Source organism: Streptomyces hundungensis (assembly GCF_003627815.1).
GTDB lineage: Bacteria > Actinomycetota > Actinomycetes > Streptomycetales > Streptomycetaceae > Streptomyces > Streptomyces hundungensis_A.
In genome coordinates this window covers 1,915,677-1,934,355 of sequence record NZ_CP032698.1, presented here as the reverse complement: position 1 = coordinate 1,934,355, position 18,679 = coordinate 1,915,677, and the positions used below count along the sequence as shown (strand labels likewise).

The following is an 18,679-nucleotide window of genomic DNA, read 5'->3' as shown; positions in this document are numbered from 1 at the left end:
GGCCCCAGCCCGTTGCTGTTCCACCGGGCCCGCCGTCACCGTGACGGCATTTTTTCACGGCCCGCGGGATCCTGGGCGCCGCCCGGGCTCCCGCCACCAGCGGACGAACCGCCCCGGCCACGGCCGGGCGGCATCAGCCCGCTGTCACGATCCGGCCCGTCCGCCTTTCAAGGCGGCGGCTGCCCGGCATTCCGACATCGGGCGGGGAATCTCCGCGCCCCCGTGCGGCCGGATCGGAATTCGACTTCTGTTTCCGGCTCGTTCTTGCGATGCCCCGGCTGTCTCCTTTCGCCGGGCGTCCCTCGATACGTGCCATATCGAGGAAGGTTCTCCTTGAACCGTTCAGCTCGCACGAACGACCGCTATTCCGCCGCCGGCAGGACCGGAGGCGACCGCGGGGCCCGTTTCCGGCCCCAGGGCCCGAACCGCTCCGGCGGAAGCCGCAGGCCCGCCGCGCCGCAGGGTGAATTCGCCCTCCCCGTGACCGTCACACCGCCGCTGCCCGCCGTCGCGAACTTCGGCGACCTCGACCTGCCCGCCGAGGTGCTTGAGCTTCTGGCGAGCCTGGGCATGAACGAGCCGTTCCCCATCCAGGCGGCGACCCTGCCGAACTCGCTGGCCGGCCGTGACGTCCTGGGCCGTGGCCGTACCGGTTCCGGCAAGACCCTCGCCTTCGGCCTGGCGGTGCTGGCCCGCACGGCGGGCCGACGCGCGGACTCGAAGAAGCCCCTCGCGCTGATTCTGGTGCCGACGCGTGAGCTGGCGCAGCAGGTCACGGACGCGTTGACGCCGTATGCGCGGGCGCTGCGGCTGCGGATGGCGACCGTGGTGGGTGGCATGTCGATCGGGCGGCAGGCCGGTGCGCTGCGTTCCGGCGCGGAGGTCGTGGTGGCGACCCCGGGCCGGCTGAAGGACCTGATCGAGCGCCGTGACTGCCGTCTGGACCAGGTGGACATCACGGTGTTGGACGAGGCCGACCAGATGGCCGACATGGGCTTCATGCCGCAGGTCACCGAGCTTCTTGACCAGGTCCGTCCGGGGGGTCAGCGGATGCTGTTCTCGGCGACCCTGGACCGCAATGTGGACCTGTTGGTGCGCCGTTACCTGAGCGACCCGGTGGTGCACTCGGTGGACCCGTCGGCGGGCGCGGTGACCACGATGGAGCACCACGTGCTGCACGTGCAGAGCGCCGACAAGTACGCCACGACCACGGAGATCGCCGCCCGCGACGGCCGGGTGATCATGTTCCTGGACACCAAGCACGCCGTGGACCAGCTGACCAAGCACCTGTTGCACAGCGGGGTGCGGGCCGCGGCGCTGCACGGCGGGAAGTCGCAGCCGCAGCGCACGCGCACCCTGGCCCAGTTCAAGACCGGTGACGTGTCGGTGCTCGTCGCCACCAACGTCGCCGCGCGCGGCATCCACGTCGACAACCTCGACCTCGTGGTGAACGTGGACCCGCCGACCGACCACAAGGACTACCTGCACCGTGGTGGCCGTACCGCCCGGGCCGGCGAGTCCGGCAGCGTCGTCACCCTCGTCATGCCCAACCAGCGCCGCGAGATGAGCCGTCTGATGATGGCCGCCGGGATCACCCCGACCATCACCCAGGTCCGCTCGGGAGAGGCCGAACTGAGCCGCATCACCGGCGCCAAGGCCCCCTCCGGCATCCCCGTCGGCCCGTCCGCGGCCGCCGCCGAGCGCCCCAAGCAGCGCGGCCAGGCCCCGTTCCGCGGTCTGGGCACCGCGCGCGGACAGTCCTCCGGCCGGCCCGGGAACTCCCGCCGCGCCGGTGAGTCCCGCGAGATGGCCGAGGCCCGCAAGGCCGCCCGGGCCCGCCGCGCCGCCTGATCCAGCGGCGCCGACCCACCACGGGGTGACCGGCCACACCGGTCACCCCGCCCCCGGCCCGTGCCACCCCGCCGGGCCCACGCTTCCTCCACCCGCCCCGCGCCGGAGTCACGCGCGGGCCACGAGCCCCGCTCCCGTCGAGCGTGCCGACCAACAACGGCGTACCTCCGGGACCGCGAGGACAGCGCCCAACCCCCGTGCACCGTCCGGGAGTTGACGCCCCCGCTTTCGAGACGCGACCCCGCGCACCCTCCCCGCCGCAGGCCCTCCCGCCGCGCACACCCTCCCCGCCGCGCTCACCCCCCACCGTGCCGCCGAGCCACCTCCCCGGGCTGCGAACCGCCGAGCCCCCCCCGCGCTGCCGAGCCGCCGAGCTACCTCCCGCCACGCCGCCGAGCCCCGCCCGCCACACCGCGGGTCCTCCCGCAGCCGGCGTGCGTGCGGGCGCCATCCGCCCGTATGAGACCCGTAAAGGAGTCGCCGCGGGCCGTATGAGGGGCGTCAACGGAGGGCGAAAGCGCCTGGTGAGGGGGTTTCCTCAGGGCGTCCGTTCTTTTTCGCGCCTCTCTGAGGAGTTCACGATGGCCGATCTGGCCTTCGTCGTCACCACGGTCGCGGTCTTCGCGCTGGTGGCGCTCATCGCCAAGGGGGTGGCCAAGCTGTGACTGCCGAGAACATCGTCGGTCTGATCGTGGCCGTCGCCCTGCTGGGTTACCTCGTCCTCGCCCTTGTGTACCCGGAGAGGTTCTGAGCGCCACCATGTCTCCTGTTGTTGCCGGCGTGCTCCAGTTCCTGGCCCTGGCCGTGGCGCTGGGCCTGGCATACCGTCCGCTGGGCGATCATCTGGCCCGGGTCTACTCCAGCGACCGGCACCTGCGCGTCGAGAAGTGGATCTACCGGGCGATCGGCGCCAACCCCGCCACCGAGATGCGCTGGCCCGCCTATCTGCGCGGTGTCCTCGCCTTCTCCGCGGTGAGCCTCCTCTTCCTCTATCTGATGCAGCGTCTGCAAGGCTCGCTGCCCGGATCGCTCGGCTTCGTCTCCATCCCGGCGGACCAGGCCTTCAACACGGCCGCCTCCTTCGTCGCCAACACCAACTGGCAGTCGTACGCGGGCGAGCAGACGATGGGGCACCTGGTGCAGACCGGCGGTCTCGCGGTGCAGAACTTCGTGTCCGCGGCCGTCGGCATCGCCGTCGCCGTCGCTCTGGTGCGAGGCTTCGCGCACTCCCGGGTCGCGGGAGCGTCCCGTCCGGGCGCGGCGGACGCCGGCGCGCTCGGCAACTTCTGGTGCGATCTGGTGCGCGGCACGGTCCGCGTCCTGCTGCCCCTTTCGTTGATCGGCGCGGTCGTCCTGGTCGCGTGCGGAGCCATCCAGAACTTCTCCGGGATCCACGAGGTCGGCCAGTTCATGGGCGGCTCGCAGCAGTGGAACGGCGGCGCGGTCGCCTCCCAGGAAGCGATCAAGGAGCTCGGCACCAACGGTGGCGGCTACTTCAACGCCAACTCCGCGCACCCCTTCGAGAACCCCAACGGCTTCTCCAACCTCTTCGAGGTCTTCCTGATCCTGGTCATCCCGTTCGCGCTGACCCGTACGTTCGGCACGATGGTCGGCTCGGTGAAGCAGGGTTACGCGATCCTCGCCACCATGGTGACCATCTGGGTCTGCTTCACCGCCCTGATGATGTGGACCGAGTACCACCACGGCGGCCCCGCGCTCACCGCCGCGGGCGGAGCCATGGAGGGCAAGGAGAACCGGTTCGGCATCGGCGGGTCCTCGATCTTCGCGGTGGCCACCACCCTCACCTCCACCGGCGCGGTGGACGCCTTCCACTCCTCGTTCACCGGCTTCGGCGGCGGCCTCACCATGCTGGGCATGCAGCTCGGCGAGATCGCCCCCGGCGGCACCGGATCCGGGCTCTACGGCATGCTGATCATGGCGATCATCGCGGTGTTCGTCGCGGGCCTGATGGTGGGGCGTACGCCGGAATACCTCGGCAAGAAGATAGGCACCCGCGAGATCAAGTTCGCGGCCTGCTACATCCTCATCACCCCGGCACTCGTCCTCACCTTCACGGCCGTCGCGATGGCGATGCCGTCCACCCTGACCTCGATGACGAACGGGGGCGCGCACGGCTTCTCCGAGGTCCTGTACGCCTACACCTCGGGCGCCAACAACAACGGCTCCGCCTTCGCCGGGCTGAACGCGAACACCCCCTGGTTCAACACCAGCATCGGGCTCGTCATGCTGCTCGGCCGGTTCGTCCCCATGGTGTTCGTCCTCGCCCTCGCGGGTTCGCTCGCCGAGCAGCAGCCGATACCGGAGACGGCGGGCACCCTGCGCACCAACAAGCCTTTGTTCACCGGCCTGTTGGTCGCCACCGTGATGATCGTCGCCGGTCTCACCTACTTCCCGGCGCTGGCCCTCGGCCCGCTCGCGGAAGGCCTCGCCTCATGACCACCCACACGAAGAACCCCGAGGGGCCCGGCTCCATGTCCATCGCCACACCCACCCGCGCCCCCCACTCCGACGTACCCGGAGGGCCAGGGCCCGGAGCCGGCCGGGTCGGGGCCGGCCTGTTCGACCCGAAGCAGTTGCTCACGTCGTTCCCCGACGCGGTCCGCAAGCTCGACCCGCGCGTCATGGTCAAGTCCCCGGTCATGTTCGTGGTGGAGATCGGGTCGGTGCTCACCACCGTGCTCGCCCTCAAGAATCCGGGGGACTGGTTCGGCTGGGCGATCGCCGGGTGGCTGTGGCTCACGACGCTCTTCGCCAACCTGGCGGAGGCCGTCGCCGAGGGCCGCGGCAAGGCGCAGGCGGACACCCTGCGCAAGGCCAAGACCGACACCGTCGCCCGCCGTCTGAACGGCGGTCGCGAGGAGGAGGTCCCCGGCGCGGAGCTCGGGATCGGTGACCTGGTCGTCTGCGAAGCGGGTGACGTCATCCCGGGCGACGGCGACGTGGTCGAGGGCGTGGCCTCCGTCGACGAGTCGGCGATCACCGGTGAATCGGCCCCGGTCATCCGGGAGTCGGGCGGTGACCGCAGTGCGGTGACGGGCGGCACCAAGGTGCTCTCCGACCGTGTCGTCATCAAGATCACGACCAGGCCGGGGGAGACGTTCATCGACCGGATGATCAATCTGGTCGAGGGCGCGGCCCGGCAGAAGACCCCGAACGAGATCGCCCTCAACATCCTCCTGGCGTCCCTCACCATCGTCTTCCTGCTCGCGGTCGTCACCCTCCAGCCCTTCGCCCTGTACGCGAAGGCCGAGCAGTCCATGATCGTGCTGACCGCGCTGCTGGTCTGTCTGATCCCGACCACCATCGGCGCCCTGCTCTCGGCGATCGGCATCGCGGGCATGGACCGCCTGGTCCAGCGCAACGTCCTGGCGATGTCCGGCAGGGCGGTCGAGGCGGCGGGCGACGTCTCGACGCTGCTCCTCGACAAGACCGGCACCATCACCCTGGGCAACCGCCAGGCCTCGGAGTTCGTGCCGGTCGGCGGCGCCATCCGGGCCGAGATCGCGGACGCGGCCCAGCTCTCCTCGCTCGCCGACGAGACACCCGAGGGCCGCTCCGTCGTGGTGCTAGCCAAGGAGGCGTACGGGCTGCGCGAGCGCCATCAGGGCGAGCTGGCCGGGGCACAGTGGGTGGCCTTCACCGCCCAGACCCGGATGTCCGGCGTGGACGTGGACGGCCGCAAGGTCCGCAAGGGCGCGGCCGGTTCGGTCCTCGCCTGGGTGACGGAGCGGGGCGGACGGGTCGCACCGGACGCCCAGGCGGTCACCGACCGGATTTCCCAGGCCGGCGGCACACCGCTGCTCGTGGCGGTGGAGGACGCGGACGGCGCGCGGGTGCTCGGCGTCATCCACCTCAAGGACGTCGTCAAGGAGGGGATGCGGGAGCGGTTCGACGAGCTGCGCCGCATGGGCATCCGAACGGTCATGATCACCGGCGACAACCCGCTGACCGCGAAGGCGATCGCCGAGGAGGCGGGCGTGGACGACTTCCTCGCGGAGGCCACGCCCGAGGACAAGATGGCGCTCATCAAGCGGGAGCAGGCCGGCGGCAAGCTGGTCGCGATGACCGGCGACGGCACCAACGACGCCCCGGCGCTGGCCCAGGCGGACGTCGGGGTGGCGATGAACACCGGTACGTCGGCCGCGAAGGAGGCCGGCAACATGGTCGACCTCGACTCCAACCCGACGAAACTCATCGAGATCGTCGAGATCGGCAAGCAACTCCTCATCACCCGGGGGGCGTTGACGACCTTCTCCATCGCCAATGACGTGGCCAAGTACTTCGCGATCATCCCCGCGATGTTCGCGGTGGTCTACCCGGGCCTGGACAAGCTCAACATCATGGGCCTGCACAGCCCCGAGACGGCCATCCTCTCGGCGGTCGTCTTCAACGCGCTGGTGATCATCGCCCTGGTGCCGCTGGCCCTCAAGGGCGTACGGTACCGGCCGACCAGTGCCGACCGGCTGCTCCGCCGCAACCTCGGGATCTACGGGCTCGGCGGCCTGGTCACCCCCTTCCTCGGCATCAAGGCCATCGACCTCCTCATCTCCCTCATCCCCGGCCTGCGTTGAGCGAAAGGCGCTGCTCCCCATGAACAACTCAGTGACGAACACGGCCCGGTTGCTCGGCGCGGGCCTGCGCGCCCTGCTGGTCCTGACCCTGGTGTGCGGGGTGATCTACCCGCTGCTTGTCACCGGGATCGCCCAGGTGGCCTTCGCCGACAAGGCCAATGGCTCCGAGGTCAAGTCCGATGGCAGAGTGGTGGGTTCGGCCCTGATCGGCCAGACGTACAACCTTCCGAAGAAGAACCCGGCCGACCCCGAGGAGACCCCGGCGCCGGACCTGAGGTGGTTCCAGCCCCGCCCCTCGCACGGGCTCGGCACGAACACCCTCAACACCGGCCACCAGCTCCTGGTGTCCGGCGCGACCAACCTGGCCGCCGACAACGAGAAGCTGATCGCTCAGGTCGAGCAGGCCAAGGAGGCGGTGGTGAGGGACAATTCGACCCCCGGCCACCCGGTGACCCCGGCCGACGTCCCCGCCGACGCGGTCACCTCCTCCGGCTCGGGTCTGGACCCCGACATCTCCCCGGCGTACGCGAAACTCCAGGCCCGCCGCGTCGCCGAGAAGAACCACCTGGACGTGCGACAGGTGGAAACCCTGGTCACCGAGAACACCCACCCGCGCATCCTCGGCTTCCTGGGCGAGCCGGGGGTGAACGTCCTCAAGCTGAATGTGGCGCTGGGGGCGCTCGTGCGGGGGTGAGCGCCGTGCGGGGGCGGGGCCGTGTCGACTCGCGAGGGCCGTGCGGGGGCGGGCTCGCAGGGGCGAGGGCGGGTCAGTGCCGATCCGTGCCGAAGCGCGGTGCGGGGGAGGGGTGGGCGTCCAAGCCGGCCAGGTCCGCGGCCTGCGGGCCGTGCGGTGGCGGGCTCGCGAGGGTGGGGACGGGTCAGTGCCGATCCGTGCCGAAGTCCGGCGCGGGGGAGGGGTGGGCGTCCAAGCCGGCCAGGTCCGCGGCCTGGTGGAGGAGGTCCACGAGCATGGGAGGGGTGAGGCGGCCGGTGAAGGTGTTGCGCTGGCTGGGGTGGTAGCAGCCGATCACATGGAGCTCGTCGGCCACGTCCCGGCCGGGGCCCTCACCCCGGGCGCCGCCTGCCGCCGGACGCGCCGCGTCGGGCTCGGCGCGGCGCAGCGTCACCACGGTCTTGTGGCCGAACCGGGGCCGGGGGCGCGGCAGTTGCCAGCCCGCGTCGGCGAGGACCGGTAGGAGCGTCTGCCAGCCGAAGGCCCCCAGGACGACGATGGCCCGAGGGTTCAGCAGCCCGATCTCGGCCGCCAGCCACGGCCGGCACGTGTCCCGCTCGGCGGGGGTCGGCTTGTTCTCGGGGGGAGCGCAGTGCACGGGGGAGGTCACCCTGACCCCGTACAGCTCCAGGCCGTCGTCGGGCGCGGTGGCCGTGGGCTGAGAGGCGAGGCCCACGGCGTGCAGGGCCGCGAAGAGAAAGTCCCCCGAGGCGTCACCGGTGAACATCCGGCCCGTCCGGTTGCCGCCGTGCGCGGCCGGAGCGAGCCCGACCACGACCAGCGGCGCGTCGTGCGGGCCGAACCCCGGCACCGGCCTGCCCCAGTACTCCCAGTCCCGGAAGGCGGCCCGCTTCGTCGCCGCGACCTCCTCGCGCCAGGCCACCAGCCGAGGACAGGCCCGGCACCCGGTGAGCCGACCGTCCAACTCGCCGATCCCACCGCACCGCGCCGCCTGAAACGAGGGAAAGCCCCGATCCTCGGCGGGGGGTTCCCTGTCCTGGGTGCCGACCTCGTCCATGCCTCCACGCTACCCGCGCGTTCGCGGGGGCAACGGCGCCGGGGGGACGGGTTTCCGGTGCGGTGTTCACAAGTGGATCGGGTATGCGCTCGAAGCGCATCCGCAAGTCAATGCCGCACTGCCCGATCAGGGCGGAGCGAGTGTGCTACTCCCTGCTGGGCCACTCGTACACAGTCGACTCCACGGACATGTCTCGCACACCCTTGAGGCGGACATCCGATGTCGGTTCGACCTCGAAGCGGTGCACGGGGTCATTCACCAGGCGAAGGGTCGGGTTCCCTGCGCCATCCTTCAAATGAGAGGCGATCACGAGCGTGTAGTTCTCGCCTTCGGACCACGCCCGTACGAACTCCGAGCGTGTCAGCGTCAGTTCGCCCGGTACATCATTCCCGTGAGCCTTGATCTCGTAAAAGCGCCCGGTCGAGTCATCGAGGTCCGCGCCCACGCCCGACGCCCCGCGCTGGTCGTACAGTTCGATGCCTCGCTCGCGCAGCACCCGACGGAGCGCGTGGATGACGAGCTCCTCCTTCTCGTGGTCTGTGTATTCGAGCGGTACGGGCCGGCTGCGAGGCGGGGCCCCTCCGGGCCTCGGCTGGGGGAGTGGGGTCCCATGTGGGCGTGACGAGGGTCCTGTGGTTCGGGGGGCAGGAGTGGTGTGAGTGGTGTCCGGTGCAGACGGAGTTCCGGTGTGGGTCACCTTGCCGGGCAGCGCGTCGAAAGCTGCGGCGTCCACAAGGGGGCGCGCCACGAATGCGTTCTGTGGGTCGGCCTGTCGTCCGGCTTCATCGCGGGGTGGTGGGACGGTGACGATCGGGCTCGCAGGAATGGCCGAGCCGGTGCTCGTGCCTCGCCGAGCAGTCGTCTTCCCGTGTGCCATCGGAACGACGGGGGGCAACTGGGAACGCCGGCTTAGTTGTTCGGCGAGCCGCTGCCGTTCCTCGCGTTCCCGATGCCCTGCTGATGTGAGCGCGGCCCCTGCCGCGGTTTCCACCAGATGTTCCTCCCACACGTCTCGCCAGCTGTGACCTACGCGCGACCGTTCCGCGGCGAAGTGGACGGCGATGGCCGCACCCGCGCCTGCTTTGGTGGTCAGAGCCATAGGCGAGTTGAGGAACAAGGTGTTGCGGCCGCGGTCGATCTGGGCGTCGACGGGCAGCTCGACGGGCTCGTAGACGTCGCCTGGTTCGAGGCGGATCCGCAGCCCGGGGAGTAGCCGGACGTCCAGGCCCGCCAGCCAGGCCCAGCCGGTGAAAGCCTCCGCCATCTCGGGCTCGTTGCGCACCAGAAGGTCCTGAAGCGCGGCGACGCCCCGCCTGAAATCCTCCGTGAGGCTCGTGTCGAAGGGCTGGTCCAATGCCGGGATACCGGCGTCATCGACGCCGCGGCCCTCGTACGTGACTTGGGCACCCGCGACATCCAGAGGTGTGACGTGAAGCGATCCGAACAGTGCCGCGAACTGTTGCACATTCCCTCCCGGCCTCCACAGGGGCAGGCGGTCCGTCAAGAGCCGCTCGACCCGGGAGTCGGCCACGGCGAACGCCATTCGCCCCCTGCCTTTGACCCAGCCGGCCGTGGTCCACAGCGGCAGATTCCGCAGCCTGCTCTGGAGTCCTGGTGACAGGGGCGCCCGGTCGGACGAAATCATGTCCCGCAGTCGGCGCAGAGCCTCGAGCATGACCCACTCGCGCTCGGCGTCAGGAGCGGTACCGGTGCCGGAGATGTCCTTCAGAATGTCGATGAGGTCGTCGAGCCCGGGTTCGGGGATGCCCAGGACCTGCCAAAGCGGAGCGACATCCGCGCCGGTCAGGGCAAAGGGACGGAACCCGCGAAGGATCGCCGGACCTTGGAAGCACTGACCGGACCGCATCCAACCCTGGTCGGTCAGGACGAGGTCCTGGTGGAGGAACTCACTCCGTACCTGCCGCTCCACCGCGGCCTGCGGTGCATCGGTCGAACGGTGAGTCAGACGCCGAACCAGAGACTGGTAGACCAGCAGCGCCTCCGCCCTCAGGCTGTCCGGCACCCCGGCATCCGCCTGATCGGCGACATCGGCTCCCCGGCTCCGGAGCTCACGCAGCCGCTCCATCAACTGAGGTACGTCGGGGTCGCCGCAGACGCCGAGAGCGGTGAGGACCTCTGTGCGGGTGATCAGGGCTTGGTGGATCGCCGGGTGCAGGTATCCGGGATCCTCCGGTCCGTAGAGAGCTTCCGTGTCAGGTGTCCGCAGGGTGAGTTTGGTCGGTGGTCGCAGCCGACCCCGGCTGTCTTCCAGCCAGGACGTCTTCCGCAGGTGCCACACCCAGATGGCCGCCGTCTCACCCGTGACGTTCCATTTGTAGTGGCCCTTGGCCATGGCGACCATGGCCTGGTCCGAACTGGTCAGCGGCACGGCGAGCGTGCGCAGCAGGGCGGCTGTGCGACGTCGTCTTTCGTCCACGTCCTTCTCGGCCGCGATGTTTCTGACGACGGCGAAGAGGTCGGCGCTGGTCAGATCGTCAAGGGTGTGGTCGGCTCCCGCGTCGCTCATCTCCATCCGCCTGTCGGCGACGGCCCATCTGCATTCCTGGGCGAGGCCGAGCCGGGCATCGCCGGGGTAACTCTTGGTGTCGGCGCGAGAATTGACCTGGCACACCGGAGTGAGACGGGGGGCGTCTGCCACGCCCAGCAACCTCAGGAAGGCCGTTCTGCTCAGACCGCCCGCCTGGGCGGCGGAGAGCAGCGATTTCGCGTAGGAGCGTCGCACCCAGACAAGACCGAGCGTCTTGCGTGCCGCGACCTCGAACCGGTCTCCGTCCGCGGTCTCCAGCGCCTGGGGGAGGTAGGCAGCGCCGGGCTTCACGCGCTGGGGCCGTTTGGTTCCCGCGCTGTCGTAGGCGAAGCCGCTGAGGAGGACGGCCTGCCCGATGCCCGGGCCGAGTCGGTCGCGAAGCTTCTTGGGTGTCTCACCGAGTGCCCGCTGTAGGGCCACGAGCCGTGCGGCTTCCGTTACTTCGTCGCTGTCGGCAAGTGTCCGGCCGGCTCTTCCGAGCCGGGAGACGATCTTCAGTACGGCTGTCGAGTCGTCACGCCGCACCAGGCAGTCCTGCCTGCCCAGCCAGGAGGTGACGGTCTTCGCCCAGATACTGTCCTCGGCATACGCGGGATGGAGGTCCACAACGACGCCCAGCACATCCAGGGGGCCGGTGGCCTCGCCGGAGGTGTCGGCGAACGCGTTCTCCGACGGGTCCGGCCGCAGTCGACGTCCGTCGGCGGTGACCAGACACGGCCGATCCGCCAGTACGCGTTCGTGGCCCGTTTCGAGCGCGACTGCGGCAAGCCGTACGAGCCGCGCGATGTCCTGCCATCCGGGGTCGGAAAACAGTCCGAGCGCGTCCGTGACCCGCACCTCCGCAGGCAGGGGTACATCTCCCTCCGCTCGCCAGTCCGCGAGGACCTCACGCCAGCGACCGCCCCTGTCGCGGACGGCTGCGGGCAGCGCGTGGGGGGTTTTGCTCAGCCGGGCAACCTCGGGGCCGTCCAGTACCCCCGACAGTGCATCCTCCTCCACCGCGAGGTCGGCCAGGGGACAGGAGCCGCCGTCGGCGACCGGCAGAGTCAGTTCGGCGGCCAGTGAGTGCCGTGCGCGGGTGAGCATCTCGGCATGGATCCGGTCCTGGAGGTGGTTCGACGGAGCGGAACCCGTGGGCGCGGGCAGCGGAATCAGATGCCACGCGGAGGCATCCACCCGCCCCAGGACGTCACGCACCCCGGCTGCCCACAGATCGGTGATCACGGGGACGAGTTGCGCATTGAGACGGTTGCTGGCGAAACCCTCGCGGTTGGCAACGGGGTCGAACTGGGTGTGAACGCGAGCTGCCACGTCCAGAGGAGCGACGGGCAGGCCGACATGGACACTGCCGCTCGCTCCACGCTCCAAGGGGAGCGCGACGCTTACGGGCATGCTCGAGCCCAGCGCCTTGTGGCTCCGTTTCCAGTCGGAGCGAGGTGTTACTTGCGCCGTGTACACCCGCCAGACCGCTCCGTCGGTCGTCCGGGCGTGCTGCACGCTTACCGGGTAAGCGGCGCCGTCGATCAGAAACCGACGCCGTGTCACCTCGTCCCACGACAGGGCCAGTACGGTGCTGTGCTCACCTGCCTGCACTTCGAGGCGGCGCACGTGACGCAGAAAGAGCAGGGAGGCGTCGTTCCAGCCGTTGAACCATTCAAGGAGCTGGGGCGCGGTCAGTTTGCCGACGGCGAGCGGGATGCGGAAGACGGTCCACTCGGGTCCGGAAATTTCCTCGGGGAGTGCCGGCGGTGCCACGGGTTCCAGATTGGCGCCGGAGAACCGCACGTGGAACGGGTGGCAGTGCACTTCCCATACGGTGGTGAGAGCTCTCAGCGTCGCTAGGCCGATGCCGAACCGGCCGGTTGCTTCGGCGTCGGCCGTCTTGCCGCTGAGCCAAGGCATACCGAGTGGCAGGACATCGTCCAGTCGCAGGCCGGCTCCATCGTGGGCGATCAGAATCTCGCCGGACCGCAGAACGATGCGCAGTTGTCCGGCTCCCGCGTCGTCGGAGTTCTGGACGAACTCGGAGAGGACTTGAAGCGGGTCGGTCGAGAGGGTCCCGGCGCCTTGTAGCGCGCCCTCGACCACCTTGCGATGCACCCCACGGCCACTACGCAACCCCTGATCGAGGAGTCGGACGGCGCGGGCCGCCTCTTCTTGCGTCGTCACCTCCACTTCTGTGGATGCCTCCGGATCTTCCAGAAGTGTGTCTACCGCCGTTGCGAGAGCATCCACGTTCGTCTTCCTCGCCTGCTGCCCAGTGATACCGACAAGCCTGAGGCTCAAGGCGGTTCCCGATGACCGGGAGAGCGTGATCTGGCCATGTGAGGCGGGCGCCCCGGAGTGCGGTGCGACTACGGCTGGACGATGCCGCTGCCGCCGCACAGGCAGCGTGGCGGGGTGACAGCGCTCGCCGTCACGGTGCTGAACACGGCGGAAACTGATGTCGCTCACGCTTCGGCTGTCAGACCGACCTGGTAATGCGTGCCGCCGGCCGTTTGCAGAGACAGGTTGATCAACGTATCCGCGCCCGTGGCTACAGCCAGTCCCGCCGCTTGAAGATGAAGTACAGACTCACACACACCCCCGCCATCAGCAGGATCGCGAACGGATACCCGAGGGCCCACCCCAGCTCGGGCATGCGCTCGAAGTTCATGCCGTAGATGGTTCCCACCAGTGTGGGTGCGAAGAGGATGGCGGCCCAGGAGGAGATCTTCTTGATCTCCTCGTTTTGTTCGAAGCCCGCCTCTGCCAACGCCCGCATTTCCGCGTTCTGTTGTTGGGTGACCAGGGTCGCGTTGACCGTGAGGATTTCGGTCAGGGCCTGGCGGAAGCCGTCCACGCGTTCGCTGATGTGGGTCACGTGGTCCGCGACGTCGCGGAGGTAGCGCTGGAGTTCCTCGTCCGTGCCGTACTTCGCGAAGCCCGCCATCAGGGCGTGCAGCATGCCGACCAGGGGGCGGGTGGCGCGTTGGAACTCGACCATTTCCCGGGAGAGTTCGTAGATGCGGCGCGAGACCTCGGGGTCGCCTCGGAAGACCTCCGTCTCGATTTCGTCGATGTCGTTCTGTACGCCGGCCACGACCGGGGCGTACCCGTCCACCACCGCGTCGAGGATGGCGTACAGGACCGCTTCGGGGCCCAGGGCGAGGAGGTCCGGGTCCTCCTCCATGCGGCGGCGGACCGCCGAGAGGTCGGGGGCGGCGCCATGGCGGACGGTGATCACGAAGTCCCGGCCCACGAAGACGTGGAGTTCGCCGAAGTCCACCTCCTCCGGGGCGTCGAGGTAGCGGGCCGCGCGCAGGACGACGAAAAGGGTGTCGCCGTAGCGTTCCAACTTCGGGCGCTGATGGGCTTCCAGCGCGTCCTCGACCGCCAGCTCGTGCAGGTCGAACTCGGCTGCCAGGGAGTGGAGTTCGGCCTCCGACGGGCGTTGCAGGCCGATCCACGCCATGCCGTCGGGGGCCTCGCGCAGGCGGCGGAACGTCTCCGCGAGGGAGCCGGGGGAGGCGGTGTGGCGCCCGTCGCGGTACAGGGCCGACTGCACGATGCTGGTGACCCTTGTGTCTTTGGGCGGCGTGCCGTCGGGGCCGTCCCCTGTCGACATGTCGCCTTCTGTCGTCGATGGGTCGTCCATTTCGGGTGCCCGTGTGCTGGTGCCGACCTCTTCTCTCCCTGCGCCGCTGCCCACCCGGGGGCCTTGCATGCCGCCGCCGGACGGCTTGTCGCGGCCTGGTGTCAGCGGGGAGGGCGGCGGTTCCGCACCCGGCTGCCTGCGCCACGAGCGCTTCTTCGGCGGCCTCGCCGGGCGGTCCCGTCGCTCGGGCACGCTCTCACCTCCGCTCCGCGGTCGGCTCGGTGGCCGGCCCGCCTCGGTCCGTACGGTCGGTGACCCCGTTGTCGCGGTGTCCCGTATCGTCGGTATGGCCTCGCCTCGTAGCAGGATATATAGCTCAAATCGTTTCGCTCGGAGGGCCTCGTACGGGGAAGTGGCGGAGTGTTTGTTCCCTGTTCTCTGTTCTCCTTTCTCGTTCTGTCGGGTCCGCCGGGGGGTGGGCGTCCGGTGCGGACCGGATCTGGCCGCATCGATGCGTACCGTTCGCCCATGGCCTCCACCACCGGCGCCAGCACCGCGCCCCTGCTCTCGCGCCCCGCCCTCAACCGTGCCACCCTCGACCGCCAGCTGCTGCTGGAGCGCAGCGACGCGCTCTCGCCCAAGGACGCCGTCGCCCACCTCCTCGGGCTCCAGGCGCAGAATGTGAAACCGCCGTACTTCGCCCTCTGGTCACGGTTGGCCGGTTTCCGGCCGGAAGCGCTCTCAGCGCTGATGGAGGCGCGCGAGGTGGTACGGATGGTCACCCTGCGCTCCACCCTCCACACCCACACGGCGGACGACGCGCTCACCCTGCGCCCGCTGGTACAGGCCGCGCGCGAGCGGGAGTTGAACGCCTTCCGCAAGGGACTGGTCGGCGTCGACACGGAGCGGCTCGGCGCGATCGTGCGTGCGCTGGTGGAGGAACGGCCGTACTCCATGCGGGAGTTGAGGGAGGCGCTCCTGAAGGAGTGGCCGGACGCGGATCCCTTCGCGCTCTCCGTCGCCGCCCGCTGTGTGCTGCCGCTCGTCCAGGTCACCCCGCGCGGGCTGTGGGGACGCGGCGGCGCGGTCGCGCTCACCACCGTCGAGCACTGGCTCGGGCGCCCGGCCGGTCCCGCGCCCGCGCCCGACGCGACCGTGCTGCGCTACCTCGGCGCGTTCGGGCCGGCCTCGGTCAAGGACATGCAGACCTGGTCGGGCCTCACGCGGCTCGGCCCCGTCTTCGCGCGGCTGCGGCCCCAACTCGCGGTCTTCCGGGACGAGAACGGCGTCGAACTCTTCGATCTGCCGGACGCCTCCCGGCCGGACGAGGACACCCCGGCGCCGCCGCGTTTCCTGCCCGAGTTCGACAATCTGCTGCTCTCGCACGCCGACCGGGCCCGGGTCGTTCCGCCCCAGCACAAAGGGCGCGCCTGGTCCGGCAATCAGGCCCATCGCACCCTCCTGGTCGACGGCTTCCTCGCCGGGGGATCTGGCGGATCGAGGAACGCAAGGACGGCTCCGCGCTTCTCACCGTGCAGCTCTTCGAGTCGCTCAGCACGGCCCGGCGAGCCGAAGTCACCGAGGAAGCGGCGCGGCTGCTCGCCGATATGACGTCGGCCACCTCGTACGACGTGCGGTTCGGAGAGTTTGCCGGCGGTCAGGGCTGAAGGGGCGGCGCGTCGCGGGGCGCCCCGGAAAGGGTTCGGTTGAGGCACCCCATATGGTGCGGTTGAGGCGCCCATACGGTTCGGCGGAGGCGCCCGAGAGGCTCGGTGGAGGTGCCCGTTAGGTTCGGCGCGTGCTCGGGCCGTCGGACGCCGTCGGCGACGGTGCTAGCTGCTCAGCACGTGGTCCCTGCGAGCGCACAGCGGCGGGGTCTGGCCGTGTCGGCGCCGGGGGGCGGGCGGGGCGGGCGGGGCGAGCAGGGGGTCGATGGTCACCCGGGCCACGCCGAGCGGGGCCGAGAGCGCTCTCAGGGCGGGTTCGGCGAGCCGGATCCACCGCTGGTCGCGGCCCAGAACGGCCGCCAGAGCGTCGGGGCTGGTGAATCCGACGGCGGTGCGGGCGCCGAACTCGTCGCGCAGGAAGCGCAGTTGGTGTCCTCCGGCGGAGCCGAGCCGTACCGGCACGTACAGCGGCCCTGCCGAGCGGCGTTCCTCGGGGTCGGCGTCCTCGATCGTGAGGCTGTCCATGGTGTCCTCCGGTGCGGAAGTGTGGATGCCGTACGCGTCATGCGCCCGTACGCCTGAAGTTATGTCCCCGGCACTGTTCAGTCTCCCGCCCTGACGCGTCATTGACCCCGGTGCCGCCGATTTTGGCGCGCTCCTGTCGCAGGTCGGCGTGGCGCGCCGGCGTGCCGCGTGGCGCTCGGTCACCCCGGCGATTTCATCCCACCGAGTGGCGGCGGTGCGCGTCCGCGGGGGCCGAGGGATTCAGGGGGCCGAGGGGCAGAGGGGTCCGGTCCGGGGTCAGTCGGCTCGGCCGGTTGCGGCGACTGTTACGCCCAGCCCGATCATTGCGAAGCCACCCGCGCCGCCGATCATCGAGAGGCGTTTTTCGGAGCGGGCGAACCAGCCGCGCGCGGCTGCCGCGCCCAGGCCCCACAGGGTGTCCGTGATCAGGCCGATGGTGATGGGGATCAGTCCGAGCAGCAGCATCTGCGAGGGCAGATGGCCGGCCGTGTGGTCCACGAACTGCGGCAGCACCGCCGCGAAGAACACGATGCCCTTGGGGTTGGTCACGCCCACCAGGACCCCGTCGGCGACGGTTCGCAGATCGCCGTGGGCCGGCCGGACGGTGGCCGCCGCGCCGCCGATGGCCGCCACCCCGAGCCGCATGTCACCACGGTGCCGGTACGCCTGCACCCCGAGCAGCACCAGATACGCCGCGCCCGCCAGCTTCACGGCCATGAACACCGACGCCGAACGCTCCACCAGGGCGCCGATGCCGAGCGCCACCGCGCACACCAGCACATACGAACCGAGGACGTTGCCGAGCACGGTGGCCAGCGCGGTGCGGCGGCCGTGCGCGAGGGCGCGGCCGATCACGAACAGCACGCTCGGGCCCGGGATCACGATCACCAGAAGGGACATCGCGGCGAAGGCGAGGAAGCGATCGGTCGACACCATGTCCGTCATTCAACCTCACTGGTGTGGTGTGCGCCCAGAACATGAACCACTTCCGGACCGGCCCCTGAAGAGGAGTAGCCCATGGAGACTGGCCCCATAGAGGCCGACCCCACATAGATGGGCTACACGTGGAGGGGGCGCCCATAGACGGGGCGCATATGGCATCCCCCACACATAGGCCGACCACATGGGGCACGACCTGCCGTAGGTCGACCACTCCCACCGGACTCCCTGGCCCCCGGACCCCGGACCCCCTGGCTACAGTCGGCCGCATGGAACTGCGGCAGCTCAGCTACTTCGTCACCGTCGCCGAGGAACTGCACTTCGGACGGGCCGCCGAGCGGCTGCACATCGTCCAGTCGGCCGTCAGTCAGCAAGTGCGCCGCCTGGAACGGGAGTTGGGGGCCGACCTCTTCGACCGTTCGCCCCGGCACGTACGGCTCACCGCGGCGGGGGAGCGACTGTTGCCCGAGGCGCGCGCGGTGCTCGCCGCGGCCGAGCGGGCCCGCGCCGCCGTTCGCGGCCGCACCACCCTGCGGCTCGGCACCAGTGCCGGGCTCGGCGAACACCTCGACCGGGTGCTCGGCGCGTTCGCCGAGATCGCCCCCGATATCGGCGTCGAGCTGGTCTCGGCGCCCACCCGGGACCGCCTGGCCCAGGTCGTCGACGGACGGCTCGACGCGGCGTTCGTCCGCTCCCCGCAGCCCGCGCCCGGCCTGCGGCTCCTTCCCCTGTGGGAGGACCCGCTGCTCATCGCCGTCCCGGCGGCGCATCCGCTCGCCGACCAGGACGAGATCGCGCTGGCCGAACTGGCCGCGCTTCCCCTGGCGTTGACCGCCCGCCGCGACAACCCGGCCCTCGTGGACCTGGTCGTGGGCGCCTGTCACACGGCGGGCTTCGAACCGATACCGGGGCCGGTGGGCGGTTCGCTCCAGAACACCCTGGCCGGTATCGGGCTCGGCTCGCTGTGGACGGTCGTGTACGCGGCCCACGCGCGCCTGTTGCACAGTCCGCGGGTCGCCTTCCGGCCGGTGCGCGCGCCGGGCCTCGCCCTGCCCACCGCGCTCGCCGTGAGCGCCGGCTCCATGCCGGCCGCCCTTGAGTCGCTCCTCACAGCGTGCGCGGCGACCACGGCGAACGGTGCGAACGGTGCGAACGGTGCGAACGGGGCCTCGCCCGGCGTCCGCAGCAGCGCGAGCGTCCCCGCTTCTCCCATCGGTCCGGGTGCTCCC

At 70.3% G+C, this 18,679-nt stretch carries 11 protein-coding genes and 2 pseudogenes; 8 read left to right on the top strand and 5 right to left on the bottom strand.

Translation table 11 applies throughout. The annotated features are described in order from the left end of the window. Nucleotides 1-333: 333 nt before the first annotated feature. From DWB77_RS08650 to DWB77_RS08630, 6 genes are all read left to right on the top strand, one after another. Entirely contained in the window at nucleotides 334-1,851 is a 1,518-nt protein-coding gene (locus tag DWB77_RS08650) for a DEAD/DEAH box helicase (protein WP_120720693.1), read from the top strand. Between the two features lie 524 nt (nucleotides 1,852-2,375). After that, entirely contained in the window at nucleotides 2,376-2,516 is a 141-nt protein-coding gene (locus DWB77_RS37670; protein ID WP_162952480.1) for a hypothetical protein, read from the top strand. Further along, nucleotides 2,513-2,602, top strand: coding sequence for a K(+)-transporting ATPase subunit F (kdpF, locus tag DWB77_RS08645; protein WP_063801986.1), 90 nt, complete (start codon nucleotides 2,513-2,515; stop codon nucleotides 2,600-2,602). Before DWB77_RS37670 ends, kdpF begins: the two co-directional genes overlap by 4 nt. Nucleotides 2,603-2,610: 8 nt before the next feature. After that, nucleotides 2,611-4,308, top strand: coding sequence for a potassium-transporting ATPase subunit KdpA (gene kdpA, locus DWB77_RS08640; RefSeq protein ID WP_120720692.1), 1,698 nt, complete (start codon nucleotides 2,611-2,613; stop codon nucleotides 4,306-4,308). A 35-nt stretch (nucleotides 4,309-4,343) separates the two neighbouring features. Continuing rightward, nucleotides 4,344-6,443 carry a potassium-transporting ATPase subunit KdpB gene (gene kdpB, locus DWB77_RS08635; protein ID WP_120727537.1) on the top strand — a complete coding sequence of 700 codons (2,100 nt, stop codon included), beginning with the start codon at nucleotides 4,344-4,346 and terminating at the stop codon, nucleotides 6,441-6,443. Between the two features lie 19 nt (nucleotides 6,444-6,462). Next, on the top strand, nucleotides 6,463-7,137 hold the full coding sequence (locus DWB77_RS08630; RefSeq protein WP_120720691.1) for a potassium-transporting ATPase subunit C: 675 nt from the start codon (nucleotides 6,463-6,465) through the stop codon (nucleotides 7,135-7,137). A gap of 184 nt (nucleotides 7,138-7,321) precedes the next feature. Here DWB77_RS08630 and DWB77_RS08625 read toward each other — a convergent pair whose 3' ends face one another. The 3 genes from DWB77_RS08625 to DWB77_RS08615 form a co-directional block, all read right to left on the bottom strand. Further along, nucleotides 7,322-8,194 carry a uracil-DNA glycosylase gene (locus tag DWB77_RS08625; protein WP_120720690.1) on the bottom strand — a complete coding sequence of 291 codons (873 nt, stop codon included), beginning with the start codon at nucleotides 8,192-8,194 and terminating at the stop codon, nucleotides 7,322-7,324. 145 nt (nucleotides 8,195-8,339) lie between these two features. Further along, the gene (locus DWB77_RS08620) at nucleotides 8,340-13,028 is read right to left on the bottom strand and encodes an ATP-binding protein (RefSeq protein WP_216826839.1); all 4,689 of its coding nucleotides are present in this window, start codon (nucleotides 13,026-13,028) and stop codon (nucleotides 8,340-8,342) included. Nucleotides 13,029-13,278: 250 nt separating this feature from the next. Continuing rightward, complete coding sequence (locus DWB77_RS08615; RefSeq protein ID WP_246033465.1) at nucleotides 13,279-14,349, bottom strand: magnesium and cobalt transport protein CorA; 1,071 nt, start codon at nucleotides 14,347-14,349, stop codon at nucleotides 13,279-13,281. Nucleotides 14,350-14,847: 498 nt separating this feature from the next. Between DWB77_RS08615 and DWB77_RS08610 the strand changes: the two are divergent. Further along, nucleotides 14,848-15,986 (top strand): annotated as a pseudogene (locus DWB77_RS08610) (winged helix DNA-binding domain-containing protein). 165 nt (nucleotides 15,987-16,151) lie between these two features. On the opposite strand, the gene DWB77_RS08605 reads toward DWB77_RS08610, so the two are convergent. Together DWB77_RS08605 and DWB77_RS08600 are read right to left on the bottom strand one after the other, a co-directional pair. Continuing rightward, complete coding sequence (locus DWB77_RS08605) at nucleotides 16,152-16,511, bottom strand: SAV_915 family protein (protein ID WP_246033464.1); 360 nt, start codon at nucleotides 16,509-16,511, stop codon at nucleotides 16,152-16,154. Between the two features lie 276 nt (nucleotides 16,512-16,787). Beyond that, on the bottom strand, nucleotides 16,788-17,447 hold the full coding sequence (locus DWB77_RS08600; protein WP_120727534.1) for a LysE family translocator: 660 nt from the start codon (nucleotides 17,445-17,447) through the stop codon (nucleotides 16,788-16,790). Between the two features lie 272 nt (nucleotides 17,448-17,719). Here DWB77_RS08600 and DWB77_RS08595 point away from each other — a divergent pair. After that, nucleotides 17,720-18,568: pseudogene (locus DWB77_RS08595) on the top strand (LysR substrate-binding domain-containing protein); the annotation flags it as partial. Between the last annotated feature and the right edge of the window lie 111 nt (nucleotides 18,569-18,679).